The following is a 13,957-nucleotide window of genomic DNA, read 5'->3' as shown; positions in this document are numbered from 1 at the left end:
CGTACCGATGCGTAGCTAGGCAAGACCGGACGGCTGATGGCGACATCAGCCGTTTTTTTGTCGGGGTCAGGTCATGCGTTGGGACATGACTCTTGTCCCAACGCATGACCTGACCCCGGTGTTTTGTTTCATATAATGATGCGATGACTACTTTCCTCCGTCCCCTGGCCGCCGCCGCGCTGGCGGCCCTGCTGGCCGCCTGCGCCAGCCCGCCGCCCGCGCCGCCGCACACGGCCGTCGTCAACCTGGTGGCGCTCAACGATTTCCACGGCAACCTGGAGCCGAGCGCCTTCACCTACTCCAGCGCCCGCGCGCGCGGCGAGACGACGGCGCAGGCCGGCGGCATCGCCACGCTGGGCGCGGCCCTGCAGGCGTGGCGCAAGGACGACAGCGAGCTGCTGCTGGTGGGCGCCGGCGACCTGGTCGGCGCCAGCCCGTCGATCTCGGCCATGTGGGCCGACGAGCCGACCCTCGGCGCGCTCGACCTGCTGGGCTTGCGCGCCAGCGCGCTCGGCAACCATGAGTTCGACCTCGGCCGCGCCGAGCTGCTGCGCCAGCAGAAGGGCGGCTGCGTCTCGCCGCGCGCCGACAAGGCGTGCCGGTTCGCGCCCAATTACGGCGGCGCGCATTTCAGCTACCTGGCCGCCAATGTGATCGACATGGTGACCCGCAAGCCCATCGTGCCGGCCTATAAGATCGAGACGGCGCACGGCGTGCGCGTGGCCTTCATCGGCGCCGTGCTCAAGGACACGGCGGCGCTGTCGCTGCCGTCGAGCGTGAGCGGGCTCGATTTCACCGACGAGGCCAGCGCCATCAACGCCGTGCTGCCGGAACTGCGCAAGCAGGGCGTGGGCGTGTTCGTGGTGCTGATCCACCAGGGCGGGCGCACCACCGATGATTTCGACCGGCCCGGCTGCGAGCATCTGACGGGCCCCATCGTGGACGTCGTCAAGCGGCTCGATCCGGCCATCCGCCTCGTCGTCAGCGGCCACACGCACAAGGGCTACCTGTGCCAGGTGGACGGGCGCGTGGTGACGCAGGCCGAGACGGCCGGCCATGTGCTGTCGCGCATCCGGCTCACGGTGGACACGGCCAGCAACCGCGTGCGCGAAGTCAGCGCCAGCAACGAGGTGATGCTGGCCGGCCGCTATCCGGCCGATCCGGCGCTGGAGGCCTACCTGGCCCGCGCCCGCGCGCGCAGCGCGGCGGCGCTGGCCCGGCCCGTGGGGCGGCTGGCCGTGCCCGTGGTCCCGCTGGACAAGGATGACGTGGACGAGTCGCCGCTGGGCGACCTGGTGGCCGACGCCTTGCTGCAGGCCGGCACGCCGTTCGGCGCCCAGCTGGCGTTCACCAACGTGGGCGGCATGCGCCAGGATCTGGCGGCCGGCGCCGATGGCCGCGTGACCCTGGGCCAGGTGCAGACCGTGCTGCCGTTCGCGAACACGGTGGTGGTGATGAACCTGACGGGCGCGCAGGTCGTGGCGCTGCTGGAGCAGCAGTGGCAGGGCGGCGATGGCGGCAAGCGCCCGCTGCTGCAGGTGTCCGATGGCTTCAGCTACCAGTGGAATCCCAATCTGCCGGCCGGCAGCCGCGTGGTGCCGGGCAGCGTGACCCTGCACGGCGTGCCGCTGGAGCCGGACAGCCCGTACCGGGTGGCGACCAACAACTTCCTGGCCGAGGGCGGCGACTTCTTCCCGCTGTTCACCAGTGGCCGCAGCCGCGCCAGCACCGGCATCTACCTGAGCGACGCGATGGCCGCCTATCTGACCCGGCGCGACCAGCTGGGCAAGCCGGCCGGCAGCAAACTTTCCCAGGGCCGCATCCAGCGCGCCCCGCAACCATAAGGACCATGATGCGTCGTCTGACTTCTTCCCTGTTATTGTCCGCGCTGCTGGGCACGGCCTCGCTGGCCCATGCGGCGTTCTCCATCCCCGGCTTCGAGCTGGTGCAAACGGCGCCGCGCGAAACGACGCTGGTCAACGCCGACCTGCGCGATCCGGCCACCGTCTGGTGCGAGCTGTTCGACCAGGCCCGCAAGGAGATCGTGCTGGGCCAGTTCTATGTCGTCGGCCACCCCGGCAGCGCGTTCGAGCGCGTGCTCGCGCGGCTCGAGGCGGCCGGCCGGCGCGGCGTGCATATCCGCTTCCTGCTGGACCAGAAGGGCGTGCGCCTGTCGGACGCGGCCACCATCGAGCGGCTGAAGGCGATCCCGAACCTGGAACTGCACATCATCGACTTCAACCAGCTGACCGGCAACGGCATCCTGCACGCCAAATACCTGGTGGTGGACCGCGCCACGGCCTATGTGGGCAGCCAGAATTTCGACTGGCGCTCGTTCGAGCATATCCACGAGACGGGCTTGCGCATCACCGAGCCGCGCATCGTGGCCCAGGTGCAGGCCGTGTTCGACCAGGACTGGCGCGCGCAGGCGCTGGCGGCCCAGGGCCTGCAGGCGCCCGTGCTGAACGCGCACACGGTGGCGGCCGACCTGAACCAGGACGCCTTCCTGCTGGCCAGCCCCAACCGCTACAACCCGGCCGGCGTGGGCGACTCGGAGACCGGCTTGCCGGCCCTGCTGGCGTCGGCCCGGCGCGAGGTGCGCATCCAGCTGCTCGACTACGCGCCGCTCAGCTACGGTCCCAAGGGCACGCGCCCGTACTACGCCGTGATCGACAACGCCGTGCGCAGCGCCGCCAACCGCGGCGTGAAGGTCAAGCTGCTGGTGTCGAACTGGAACCTGGAGGAACCGGAGCAGGTGTACCTGAAAAGCCTGGCCGTGCTGCCCAACGTGGAGGTGCGCGTGGTGACGCTGCCGGTGGCCTCGACCGGCTTCATCCCGTTCGCGCGCGTCATCCACAGCAAGATCATGGTGATCGACGACCAGTTGGCCTGGGTCGGCACCAGCAACTGGGCGGGCGGCTATTTGGACTTGTCGCGCAACCTGGAGGTGGTGATGCGCAACGCGCAGATGGCGCAGCGGCTGGCGGCCCTGCATGAGCAGACGTGGAGCTCGTCGTACGCGCAGCCGCTCGACATCAACAAGGTCTACGCCAGACCGGCCAAGGGCAGCCCGCAATGAAGCGGCGCCTGCTCGCCGCCGCGCTGGCGGTGGCCGGCGTGGCCATGGCCGGCAAGGCGCTGGCCTGGGGCAGCGACGGCCACCGCGCCGTGGCCGCCATGGCCGCCCAGCTGATCGCCGGCAGCGCCGCCGAGCGGCAGGTGGCGGCCTTGCTGCCGCCCGGCGAGACGCTGGAGCAGGCCGCCAACTGGGCCGACTGCGTGAAGGGTACGTTCTGCGGGCCCCAGACGGCCGAGATGCAAGCCTACACGGCCGCCAATCCGCACCACGGCCAGTACCACTACACGGACGTGCCGTTCCAGCTGCCGCACTACCGCGACCGCGCGGTCGGCACGGCCGACGACGACATCGTGCAAACGCTCAAGCAGGCCATCGCCGTGCTGCAGGGACGCGACGACGAGGCCAGCAACCCGCACCACTTCAGCCAGCGCCAGGCGCTGCTGCTGGCCGTGCACCTGGTGGGCGACATCCACCAGCCGCTGCACGTGGGCGCGGCGTACGTGGGCCGGGCAGGGGGCTTCGTGGTGCCCGAGCGCCATGGGCAGGTCGATGCCGTCAACATGTTCGACGCGCGCGGCGGCAACAACCTGCTGCTCGACGATGCGCGCATGGGCGCGGCCGGCGCCCGTTTGATCCCGCCGCCGCTGCCGCGTCCGGCCGACGAGCCGCCCGCGTGGACGCCGCCGAAATCGCCGACCCAGCCCTTCCACACCTATTGGGACACGACCGTGGTCGATTACGCGTTCCGCCGCAGCGGCGCGCGCACGCCCAGACAGTTCGCGCAGGCGATGATCGCGGCGCGGCCGGCGGTGGCCGCCAACACGGGCGCGCCCGTGAGCTGGCCTTACCAGTGGGCCGACGACGGCCTGGCCGTGGCCAGACTGGCCTATGGCGACGCGACGCCGGGCGCCATCGGCCACCAGACGGGCCGCGACGGCGAGACGTACGACGTGTGGGGCTTGACGGTGCCGGACGATTATCCGGTGCCCAGTTCGGCCATCGCCCGCGACCAGCTGACCAAGGCTGGCTATCATCTGGCCGCGTTGTTGCAGGCGATCTGGCCTTGAGGTGCCCGGCGGCCGGCGCGCGCGCCGACGCCGGCGGCCGCGCTCACTTGCCGTTGAGCGGGTCGTACCACAGTTCGCTGCGCGACAGCGGGGTTTCCGGCGACAGCGTGGGGTTGTGGAGGGTCAGCACGCGGCGCTGCCTGAGGTTGGCGGCGGCGATGGTGGCGCCCTTGTACTGCTGGAACAGGGCGTTGAGCGAGCCGTCGCGCACCATGGTTTCCAGCCCGGCCTCGATGCGGGCGGCCAGCCGCTTGCCTTCGGCGTCGCGCCGCAGGAAGAAGTAGCGCGGCAGCGGATAGTGCAGCAGCAGGGTCGGTTCGATGGCCAGCTTCGGGTGGCTGGCGCGGCGCTCGTCGTATTCGCGCAGCGCCTCGTCGACCCCGCGCGAGAAATAGTCGAAGCGGCCCGCCTCCAGCATCGAGAACAAGCCCTCGTAGGCCGAGCCTTCCTCGGTCGGCAGGCCGGCCGCGCGCAGCACCGGCACGTCGATCCAGTCCTTGCCCAGGCCGGCGCGCAGCGTGCGCAGCTCGCGCAGCGAGCGCACGGCCGCGAAGCGGGGCAGGTCGTCGCGCCGCACGAGGAACACCCGGTAGCCGAGCAGGCCGCGGTCGACGGGGATGCGCACCGGCAGGAATTGCCGCTCCAGTGCGGGCGCCGTGGCCCGCACCAGGATGTTGATGTGGCCGGTGGGCATCAGCAATTCCTGCGTGATGCGGGCCGGCGACATGGAGGTGGTGGCCTGGTGCACGCTGTAGGTGCCGAACTGGGCGCGGCTCTTGTCGAGCGCCATGCGCAGCACGGCCCAGTCGTATTCATAGCGGCTGTCCACGCCCAGCGACAAGGGGTAGACCAGCCGGTCGTAGGCGTGGGCCCGGATGCCGGGCAGGCACAGGGCCGCCAGCAGGGCCAGCCGCCAGAGCGCGATGCGCCAGTTGTCGATATGCTCCATACCATGCCATGTTGATGGTGAATGCCAGGCCAAGTGTGACACGGCTTTCTACTCTGGTGCAAGTGTCGTTGCCCCGCGTCAGGTCAAGGCATAATGGCGGGGCGCGCGATCGGCGCGCTGGACGTGGTGGCGAGGGATGTGATGAAGAGAAGACAATGGCCGGCGGCGTTGGCCCTGCTGGCGCTGCAGATCCACGCCGGCATGCCGTTGGCGGCCAAGGCGGCCGGCAACGTGCAGGCCGGCAACGAGCGGGCTGGAAACGTGCAGGCCGGCAAGGCCTCGTTCAGGAAGTGCGCGTCCTGTCATCAGGTGGGGCCGTCCGCGCGCGGCGGCTTCGGACCGCAGCTCAATGGCGTGCTCGGCCGGCGCGCCGCGTCCACCACCGACTACAAGTATTCGGACGCGATGCGCCAGTCCGGCATCGTGTGGAACGAGCAGACCCTGGCTGCCTTCCTGCGCGGCCCAGGCGATGTGGTGCCGGGCACGCGCATGCGCTTCTGGGGCATCAGCGATGCGCAGCAGATCGCCGACCTGCTGGCCTACCTGCGCACCCAGCGATAGAGCGAGGCGGCTCAACGGCGCCGAAGCGCCAAAGCACCAAAATGCCACAGCGCCACAGCGCCACAGCGCCACAGCGCTCAGGCGCCGCGGCATCGCCGCATCGCAGCGCCGCCGTCAGCGCGAGGTCTTGTGGCCGATGTTGTCGTTGCGGCCCGCGTTCTTGTGGCGGCCCGCCACTTCGGCCTGTTCGGCCTGCTGCTTTTGCTTGCTGACGGTGTCGACTTTCGATGGCGGCGCGTGCATGGGCCGGGGCGGGTGACCTTGGCTGGACTTGGACATGATGACCTCCTGTGCGGTGGGCGGGGCGATGGCCGGACCCGGCATCGCGGAAGTCCATCATACGCCCGCCTTGGCAGGCCGGAGCGCGCGTCAAATCAAGCCGGCCCGCGCGGGACGTGCCCGGCGGAAACGCGGCTCAGCGCAGTTCAGCGCGATTTGACGAACGGCGTGCCCAGCGCCTTGGGCGCCACCGACTTGGCCATCAGGCCGGCCAGCACGACCACCGTGACCACGTAGGGCACCATCTGGATCAGCGAGCCGGGGATGCGGCCCACCACGGGCAGCTCCACGCCCTCGATCTGGATCTGCACGGCGCCGAAGAAGCCGAACATCAGGCAGCCGAGGAAGGTGTACACGGGGCGCCAGTTGCCGAACACCATGGCCGTCAGGGCCAGGTAGCCGGCGCCGGCCGACATGTCGCGCAGGAAGAAGCCGCTCTGCACGATGGACAGGTAGGCGCCCGAGAACGAGCACAGCACGCCGGCCACCAGCATGGCCAGGTAGCGCTGGCGCGCCACGCTCACGCCGGCCGCGTCGGCCGCGTGCGGGTTCTCGCCGCAGGCGCGCAGGCGCAGGCCGAAGCGGCTGTGGTAGAGCACCCAGTGCACCAGCGGCACCAGGGCGAACGCCAGGTAGACCAGCACCGAGTGGCCGCCGACCAGGTGCGCGTACAGCCAGCCCAGGAAGGGGATGTTCTCGACGGCGCTTGATCCGGGCAGCACCACGTCGAACAGGCGGGCCTGGCCCAGGTCCGGCGTGCGGCCGCCCTGCTGGAAGAAGAACTGGGCCAGCACGAAGGTCAGGCCGCTCATGGCGATGTTGATGGCGATGCCGCCGACCAGCTGGTTGCCCTTCTGGGTGATGGCCACGTAGGCCTGCAGCATGGCCAGCGCGACCGAGACGGCCACGCCGGCCGCCACCCCGTACCACGGGTTCTGGGTGGCGAAGGCGACGGCGGCCGAGACGAAGGCCGAGGCCAGGATCTTGCCCTCGAGGCCGATGTCGATCACGCCCGAGCGTTCGGCGAACAGGCCGGCCATGGCGGCGAAGATGAGCACCGGCGCGTTGCGCACGGTCGAGACGAGCACGCTGTCGAGGTGGAGGTCGGCGAAGGTCATGGTCAGCCTTTCTTGCGCTTGAGCACGGCGATGATGGCCGGCGCGTAGAAGTATTCCATCGCACCGCAGAACAGGATGATCAGGCCCTGGATGAAGATGAAGGTTTCGGTGGGGATGTTCGGTTTTTCCAGCGACAGGTCGAAGCCGCCCTGGATCAGGGCGCCGAACAGCACGGCCGACAGCAGGATGCCGACCGGGTGCTGGCGCCCCATCAGCGCGATGGCGATGCCGACGAAGCCGGCCCCGCCCACGAAGTTCAGGCTCAGGTAGTGGGTCGAGCCGAGGATGGAGTTGACGGCGCCGAGGCCGGCCAGCGCGCCCGAGATCAGCATCGCCGTGATCACCATGCCCGACAGGCCGATGCCGGCGTAGTGGGCCGCGTGCGGGTTCTGGCCCACGGTGCGCAGCTTGTAGCCCCAGGCCGAGCGGTTGACGACGACGCCGTAGACGGCCAGCGCCGCCAGCGCGATGATGAAGCTCAGGTTGAGCGGGGTCTCGCCCAGCACCGGCAGCCACCGGTTCAGCAGCGGCATGGCGGCGGCGTCGGCGAAGGCGCGGCTGGCCGTGTTCTGCTCGCCGGCCGGGATCAGGTATTTGACGATGATGAAGTTCATCAGCGAGGCGCAGATGAAGTTGAACATGATGGTGGTGACGACGATGTGGCTGCCCCGCCTGGCCTGCAGGTAGCCGGGCACGAAGGCCCACAGCGCGCCGAACAGGGCGGCGCCGGCGATGGCGGCCGGGATCAGGGCCCAGGCCGGCAAGGTGCTGTCGCAGGCCAGCACGGCCAGCGTCAGGCCCAGCCCGCCGAAATACATCTGGCCCTCGGCGCCGATGTTGAACAGGCCGGCCTGCATGGCGATCGACACGGCCAGGCCGGTGAACACGAAGGTCGAGGCGTAGAACAGCGTGTAGCCGAGCCCCTCCGGGTTGAGGATGGCGCTGTTGAGCAGGATGCCCAGCGATTCGCCCGGGCTTTCGCCGAGCAGGTAGATGACGCCGGCCGCGACCAGCATGGCCGACAGCAGGTTCAACAGGGGTAGGACGAAGGCCGTGGCCCAGCGTGGCAGGTCGTGGTTGTTCATGATGTGTGCATGCCCCCCATCAGCAGGCCGATGCGGGTGGTGTCGAATTCGTCGATGTTCAGTTCGCCCGTGATGCGGCCGCCGCACATGACGAGGATGCGGTCGGCCAGCGCCCGCACCTCCTCCAGTTCGACCGACACGAGCAGGATGGCGACGCCGGCGTCGCGCAATGCCAGCAGCTGGCTGTGGATGGACTCGATGGTGCCGATGTCGACCCCGCGCGTGGGCTGGCCCACCAGCATCAGCTTGGGCTGGGCCAGCACTTCGCGCGCGATCACCACCTTCTGCTGGTTGCCGCCCGAGAGCAGGCCGATGCGCAGATCGCCATTGGCCGGGCGCACGTCGAACTTTTGCATCAGGCCGGCGCAGCGGGCCGCGATGGCCTTGAAGTCGAGCAGGCCCCAGCGGTTCTTGAGCTTGTCCTGGTAGCCGAGGATGGTGTTGTGCATGACCGAGAAGCTTTTCACCACGCCGTCGCGCAGCCGGTCCTCGGGCACGTGGGCGATGCCCAGTTCGCGGAACGCGCGCGGCAGGCCGTCGGCGTCGTGGCGCCTGGCGTACGGCAGCTCGCGGCCCAGGTAGCTGAGCTTGCCCGAGGAGGGCAGGCGCATGCCGGCCAGGATCTCCATCAGCTCGCTCTGGCCGTTGCCGGACACGCCGGCGATGGCGACGATCTCGCCGGCCCGCAGCGTGAAGCCGATGTCGGCCAGCAGCTTGACGCCTTGCCCGTCCCGCAGTTGCAGGTCCTCGACCGTCAGCACCGGCGCGCCCGGATTGTACGGCGCGCGCGGCAGGTTGTTCTCGATCGGGCGGCCCACCATCATGTTGGCCAGCTGCTCCTTGCTGGTGCCGGCCGTGGGCACGGCGCCGATCACGCGCCCGCCGCGCATCACGGTGACGGTGTCGGTGACGTCGAGGATCTCCTGCAGCTTGTGGGTGATCAGGATGATGGTCTTGCCCTGCTCCTTGAACAGGCGCAGGATGTCGAACAGCGAGGCCGTCTCCTGGGCCGTCAGCACGGCCGTCGGCTCGTCGAGGATCAGGATGTTGGCGCTGCGGTGGATCTGCTTGAGGATCTCGACGCGCTGCTGGGCGCCCACCGACAGCTCGGCGATGGTGGCCAGCGGGTCGACGTCGAGCCGGTAGCGGGCGCAGATGGCGCGCAGCTCGGCCTCCACGGCCGCGCGCCGGGCGGCCAGCTTGAAGCCGCCCTCGGCGCCCAGCATCACGTTGTCGAGCACCGTCATGTTCTCGACCAGCATGAAGTGCTGGTGCACCATGCCGATGCCGAGCGCGATCGCCTCCTGGCTGGTGCGGATGGACCGGACCTGGCCGTCGAGCAGGATCTGGCCGCCGTCGGCCCGGTAGTAGCCGTACAGGATGCTCATCAGGGTGGACTTGCCGGCGCCGTTCTCCCCCACCAGGCCGTGGATCGACCCCTTGGCGATGGCGAACGAGACATCGGCGTTCGCCCGCACGGCGCCAAACTGCTTGGAGATGGCGCGAAATTCAACTGCTGGCTGCATAGGCGTAAGTAGTTAAAACGCGCCGCGCGGGGGATCACCCCGGCGGCGCGTCAGGTCATGGAGCGTGGGATTAGACGGGGCAGTGGTTGGCGGCGCGGTAGTCGACCACCTTGACCTTGCCGTCGATGATGTCCTTGCGCGCGCCCAGCACGCGCTTTTCGATCTCGGGCGTGATCAGCTTGCGGTTGTACTCGTCGAGCGCCCAGTCCACGCCGCCTTCCTTCAGGCCCTTGGCCGTGACGCCGGCCTTCCAGGTGCCGTTCTTCATCTGCATGAACGAGTCGTAGATGGCGTTGTCGACGCGCTTGACCATCGAGGTCAGGATGGCGCCCGGGTACAGGTGGTTCTGGTTGGAGTCGACGCCGATGCCGAGCTTGCCCTTCTCCTTGGCCGTCTGCAGCGTGCCCATGCCGCTGCCGCCGGCCACGGCGAACACCACGTCCACGCCGCGGTCGAACTGCGAGCGGGCCAGCTCGCCGCCCTTGGCCGGGTCGTTCCAGGCGGCGGCCGTGGTGCCGACCATGTTCTGGATCACCTCGACCTTGGGATAGGTGGCCTTGGCGCCCTGCTCATAGCCGCAGGCGAAGGCGCGGATCAGCGGGATGTCGATGCCGCCCACGAAGCCCAGCTTCTTGGACTTGGAGGCCATGGCGGCGGCCACGCCGACCAGGTAGGAGCCTTCCTGCTCCTTGAAGGTGACGGAATTGACGTTGGCGCCCTGCGCCACGCCGTCGATCAGCACGAAGTGCACCTTCGGGAATTCCTTGGCCACCTTCTGCACGGCCTGGGTCTGGGCGAAGCCGATCGAGGCGATCAGGTCGAGGTTCTTGCGGGCCAGGCCGCGCAGCATCTGCTCGGCCTGGGTGTCGCTGGACGCCTGGACTTCGATGAAGTTGATGTTGGTTTCCTTCTTGAAGCGCGAAGCGCCTTCAAAGGCGGACTGGTTGAACGATTTGTCGAACTTGCCGCCCGCGTCATACACGATGCCCAGCTTAGGGGCAGCCGCGGACGCGCCGGCGCACGCGCCAGCCGCGGCGCACGCCGCGATCGTCAAACTAATGGGTAAAAGTTTCATGAATAGGCTCCTGGAAGATCGGTATTGTATATTTTTATTGGCCGAAACATCTAATTTGGCAACATTTAATCCGCCTCCTGGCCCCTGCGCGGCCCGTGTTTAGAGGCTTTCCTCGGAAACGGGGCGGTCCGCCGGCGCGGCGCGAAAAAGTTATACATTACCCAAGTTTGCATCGCCGTTGTCGCGGGGCGGCAACAGCGGCCTGCCGCCGCGATGGTCGACGGTTGTTGCTTTTTTGTCCGTTCGGAAAAAAATTAGTCCTGTCGGAAAGGCAACAATGACAGCCGCTTCCCGGGGCGGCGCCGCGCGGGCGCCGGCCGCGCCCGTGCCGGGGCCGTCCCCTACTATGCTACAGCCCAGATATGTTCGACAAATACGATTTTATTTCGTTATTTATACGAAATGGATATGAATATTTGTGGGCGCTTGCTGATTTTCTGTCATTTTTTTTCATGCTAGCATGGTCCACTACCCGGCCCATCCGGCCGGGGGGATGGCATTTTTAACAGGTGTTGGACCAATTGGGAGTTGCACTCATGATAAGAAAAAGTAATGGTTTCGCCACCCGCACGCTGATCGCGCTGGCCGTGGCCGGCGCCTTCCCGCTGCACGCGGCCATGGCCGACGAAGTGGCGGCGCAGGACGCGCCGGCCGCCGAACAGAGCGGGCCGGGCCAGCTGGAGACGGTGATCGTGACGGCCCAGCGCCGGGCCGAGAACATCAAGGACGTGCCGATGTCGATCGCCACCCTCAAGGGCGACAAGCTCGACGTGCTGACCTCGGGCGCGGCCGACATCCGCTTCCTGGCCGGCCGCTCGCCCAGCGTGAACGTGGAGTCCGATTACGGCCGCACCTTCCCCCGCTTCTACATCCGTGGCCTCGGCAACACCGACTTCGACTTGAACGCCTCCCAGCCCGTGGGCCTGGTGATGGACGACATCGTGCAGGAAAACGCCATGCTCAAGGGTTTCCCCGTGTTCGACGTGGACCAGATCGAGGTGCTGCGCGGCCCGCAGGGCACGCTGTTCGGCCGCAACTCGCCGGCCGGCGTGATCAAGTTCGACTCGGCCCGGCCCGTGTTCCGCCAGGAGGGCTCGCTGACGCTGGGCATCGGCAACTACTCGGCCAAGACGGCCGAGGGCATGTTCAACCTCCCCGTCAGCGACACGGTCGCGCTGCGCTTCGCGGGCACTAGCCAGCACCGCGGCAACCGCGTGCACAACACCAACCCCAATCCCAACACCGGCACCCAGGACTTCGAAGGCTATGGCGACCAGGCCTTCCGCCTGCAGGCGCTGGTGCAGCCGAACAAGGCTTTCAGCGCGCTGTTCAACTACCATGAGCGCGACTACCACGGCAGCGCCACCCTGTTCCGCGCCAACATCATCAAGAAGGGCACGAACGACCTGGTCGACGGCTTCGACTACGGCTCGTATCCGACCGACGGCCAGAACTACCAGCGCCTGACCACCAAGGGCGGCAACATCCGCCTCAAGTACAACGCGGACGACATCACGCTGCACTCGATCACCGGCTACGAGACGCTGGACTTCTACAGCCGTGGCGACGTCGATGGCGGCTTCGGTTGCACGCTGTTCTGCGGCCCCGTGATCGGCGCCCAGCCGAGCGGCCCGGGCGTGATCCCGTTCCCGGTCGAGACGGCCGACCTGCTGCCCAGCCACCGCCAGTTCTCGCAGGAGCTGCGCGCCGAGTCGAACTACAAGGGCCCGCTGCAGTGGATCGCCGGCCTGTTCTACTTCGACGAGCATATCCGCATCGACAGCATCGCCTTCGATTCGCTCACGCCGGGCAATCCCCTGTCGCCCAATTACGCCACCCAGACCCAGGACGCCAAGTCGTGGGCCGCGTTCGGCTCGCTCAACTACACCGTCACCGACAAGCTCAAGCTGCGCGGCGGCCTGCGCTACACCAGCGACAAGAAGAACTTCACGGCCAGCCGCGTGGAACCGCCGCAGTCGTCCTTCAACGAGATCGACAACACCTCGCACAACGTGAGCTGGGACGTGAGCGGCACCTACGAACTGGACAAGACCACCAACCTGTTCGGCCGCATCGCCACCGGCTACCGCGCGCCCAGCATGCAGGGCCGCCTGTTCGGCCTGACCGACAAGCCGTCGTTCGCCGGCGCGGAGAAGGCGCTGTCGTACGAGGCCGGCATCAAGCAGGACTTGTTCAACAAGCGGGCCCGCTTGTCGGCCAGCCTGTTCCAGTACCGCGTCAAGGACAAGCAGCTGACGGCCGGCAGCGGTTCCGTCAACATGAACCAGCTGGTCAACGCCGACAAGGTGACCGGGCAGGGCATGGAGGTGGACTTCCAGGCCAACCTGAGCGACGCGTTCAGCATGACGCTGGGCGGCAGCTACAACGACACGGAGATCAAGGACAAGAACCTGTTCGTCCAGTACTGCGGCAACTACACAAACAACGCGGCCTCGGGCTGCTCGCCGACCAATATGAATCCGGCGGTGCCCGGCACCTCGCGGGTCGACGGCAACCCGCTGCCGCGCGCGCCCAAGACCCAGCTGAACTTCACGCTCAAGTACAGCAAGGAGATCGGCGACGGCGAGTTCTATGCCTACACCGACTGGACCTACCGCAGCAGCTACAACTTCTTCCTGTACGAGGCGCCCGAGTACAAGGCCAAGCCGCTGACGGAAGGCGGCCTGCGCGCCGGCTACCGCTGGAACGGCGGCAAGTATGAGGTGGCCGCGTTTGGCCGCAACATCACCGACAAGCAGGTGCTGATCGGCGCCATCGACTTCGACAACCTGACCGGCATGCTGAACGAGCCGCGCACCTGGGGCGCCACGTTCAAGGTCAACTTCTAAGCCGCAGCCGTCTGGTCGTTCCGTCCGCAGCCCGCGCGCCGCAAGGTGCGCGGACTGTTTTCCTATCTGGCCTTGGCGCCCCGCCTATTTGTACCTTGTTGCGCGTTTTTCGGCAGGCGCTCTAAAACGTCTAAAACGCTCTATCTGCTTCTACTTCGAAAGAGATTGAACTACTCCACTCTACAGCGGTCTAAATATCAGTAGCAGGCAATTGAAATTAGAGCGTTTTAGAAAAATCGGCGGCTTTTCTCAGGCATTTTTAGAGAGTGATAGAGAGTTTTAGAGCGGCTTAGAATGATCCAGAGCGTTCTAACCTGATTTAGACATTTTAGACGGAGACCGAAATGGGCTACTCCATCCCTGTCCAAG

General features: G+C 67.6%; 11 protein-coding genes. 5 read left to right on the top strand and 6 right to left on the bottom strand.

Features of this window, described 5'->3' with window-relative positions; all coding sequences use genetic code 11:
- Positions 1 to 143: 143 nt before the first annotated feature.
- From AC1RQG_RS08605 to AC1RQG_RS08595, 3 genes are read left to right on the top strand one after another with little or no spacing between them, the layout of a single operon-like run.
- On the top strand, positions 144 to 1,844 hold the full coding sequence (locus AC1RQG_RS08605) for a bifunctional metallophosphatase/5'-nucleotidase (RefSeq protein WP_493130289.1): 1,701 nt from the start codon (positions 144 to 146) through the stop codon (positions 1,842 to 1,844).
- 8 nt (positions 1,845 to 1,852) lie between these two features.
- Positions 1,853 to 3,079: a phospholipase D-like domain-containing protein gene (locus AC1RQG_RS08600; protein WP_493130737.1), complete on the top strand. Its 1,227-nt coding sequence runs from the start codon at positions 1,853 to 1,855 to the stop codon at positions 3,077 to 3,079.
- A complete protein-coding gene (locus AC1RQG_RS08595) occupies positions 3,076 to 4,146 on the top strand; it encodes a S1/P1 nuclease (protein ID WP_493130287.1) in 1,071 nt (356 codons plus the stop codon). Before AC1RQG_RS08600 ends, AC1RQG_RS08595 begins: the two co-directional genes overlap by 4 nt.
- Before the next feature lie 43 nt (positions 4,147 to 4,189).
- Here the strand turns inward: AC1RQG_RS08595 and AC1RQG_RS08590 are convergent, their stop codons facing one another.
- Positions 4,190 to 5,095 carry a hypothetical protein gene (locus tag AC1RQG_RS08590; protein ID WP_493130285.1) on the bottom strand — a complete coding sequence of 302 codons (906 nt, stop codon included), beginning with the start codon at positions 5,093 to 5,095 and terminating at the stop codon, positions 4,190 to 4,192.
- 201 nt (positions 5,096 to 5,296) lie between these two features.
- On the opposite strand from AC1RQG_RS08590, the gene AC1RQG_RS08585 reads away from it, so the two are divergent.
- The gene (locus AC1RQG_RS08585) at positions 5,297 to 5,656 is read left to right on the top strand and encodes a c-type cytochrome (RefSeq protein ID WP_493130735.1); all 360 of its coding nucleotides are present in this window, start codon (positions 5,297 to 5,299) and stop codon (positions 5,654 to 5,656) included.
- A gap of 114 nt (positions 5,657 to 5,770) precedes the next feature.
- On the opposite strand, the gene AC1RQG_RS08580 is transcribed toward AC1RQG_RS08585, so the two are convergent.
- The 5 genes from AC1RQG_RS08580 to AC1RQG_RS08560 form a co-directional block, all read right to left on the bottom strand.
- The gene (locus AC1RQG_RS08580) at positions 5,771 to 5,935 is read right to left on the bottom strand and encodes a hypothetical protein (protein ID WP_493130283.1); all 165 of its coding nucleotides are present in this window, start codon (positions 5,933 to 5,935) and stop codon (positions 5,771 to 5,773) included.
- 146 nt (positions 5,936 to 6,081) lie between these two features.
- Positions 6,082 to 7,053 carry an ABC transporter permease gene (locus tag AC1RQG_RS08575; RefSeq protein ID WP_493130281.1) on the bottom strand — a complete coding sequence of 324 codons (972 nt, stop codon included), beginning with the start codon at positions 7,051 to 7,053 and terminating at the stop codon, positions 6,082 to 6,084.
- Positions 7,054 to 7,055: 2 nt separating this feature from the next.
- A complete protein-coding gene (locus tag AC1RQG_RS08570) occupies positions 7,056 to 8,138 on the bottom strand; it encodes an ABC transporter permease (protein WP_493130279.1) in 1,083 nt (360 codons plus the stop codon).
- Positions 8,135 to 9,664 (bottom strand): ABC transporter ATP-binding protein, encoded by a 1,530-nt coding sequence (locus AC1RQG_RS08565; RefSeq protein WP_493130277.1) that lies wholly within the window; start codon positions 9,662 to 9,664, stop codon positions 8,135 to 8,137. Before AC1RQG_RS08565 ends, AC1RQG_RS08570 begins: the two co-directional genes overlap by 4 nt.
- A 70-nt stretch (positions 9,665 to 9,734) precedes the next feature.
- Positions 9,735 to 10,739 (bottom strand): BMP family lipoprotein, encoded by a 1,005-nt coding sequence (locus AC1RQG_RS08560; protein ID WP_493130275.1) that lies wholly within the window; start codon positions 10,737 to 10,739, stop codon positions 9,735 to 9,737.
- Between the two features lie 536 nt (positions 10,740 to 11,275).
- Between AC1RQG_RS08560 and AC1RQG_RS08555 the strand changes: the two genes are divergently transcribed.
- Positions 11,276 to 13,588, top strand: a complete 2,313-nt coding sequence (locus AC1RQG_RS08555) for a TonB-dependent receptor (protein ID WP_493130273.1) — start codon at positions 11,276 to 11,278, stop codon at positions 13,586 to 13,588.
- Positions 13,589 to 13,957: the final 369 nt, after the last annotated feature.

The organism is Rugamonas sp. GW822-FHT03B10 (assembly GCF_058801745.1).
Note: the sequence above shows the minus strand (reverse complement) of the source record. Positions and strands in the feature narration are given on the sequence as shown.

What these genes read in the sequence shown, in the direction of transcription:
- AC1RQG_RS08605 (WP_493130289.1), top strand. Translation starts at nt 144, where the DNA reads ATGACTACTTTCCTCCGTCCCCTGGCCGCCGCCGCGCTGGCGGCCCTG.
- AC1RQG_RS08600 (WP_493130737.1), top strand. Translation starts at nt 1,853, where the DNA reads ATGCGTCGTCTGACTTCTTCCCTGTTATTGTCCGCGCTGCTGGGCACG.
- AC1RQG_RS08595 (WP_493130287.1), top strand. Translation starts at nt 3,076, where the DNA reads ATGAAGCGGCGCCTGCTCGCCGCCGCGCTGGCGGTGGCCGGCGTGGCC.
- AC1RQG_RS08590 (WP_493130285.1), bottom strand. Translation starts at nt 5,095, where the DNA reads ATGGAGCATATCGACAACTGGCGCATCGCGCTCTGGCGGCTGGCCCTG.
- AC1RQG_RS08585 (WP_493130735.1), top strand. Translation starts at nt 5,297, where the DNA reads ATGCCGTTGGCGGCCAAGGCGGCCGGCAACGTGCAGGCCGGCAACGAG.
- AC1RQG_RS08580 (WP_493130283.1), bottom strand. Translation starts at nt 5,935, where the DNA reads ATGTCCAAGTCCAGCCAAGGTCACCCGCCCCGGCCCATGCACGCGCCG.
- AC1RQG_RS08575 (WP_493130281.1), bottom strand. Translation starts at nt 7,053, where the DNA reads ATGACCTTCGCCGACCTCCACCTCGACAGCGTGCTCGTCTCGACCGTG.
- AC1RQG_RS08570 (WP_493130279.1), bottom strand. Translation starts at nt 8,138, where the DNA reads ATGAACAACCACGACCTGCCACGCTGGGCCACGGCCTTCGTCCTACCC.
- AC1RQG_RS08565 (WP_493130277.1), bottom strand. Translation starts at nt 9,664, where the DNA reads ATGCAGCCAGCAGTTGAATTTCGCGCCATCTCCAAGCAGTTTGGCGCC.
- AC1RQG_RS08560 (WP_493130275.1), bottom strand. Translation starts at nt 10,739, where the DNA reads ATGAAACTTTTACCCATTAGTTTGACGATCGCGGCGTGCGCCGCGGCT.
- AC1RQG_RS08555 (WP_493130273.1), top strand. Translation starts at nt 11,276, where the DNA reads ATGATAAGAAAAAGTAATGGTTTCGCCACCCGCACGCTGATCGCGCTG.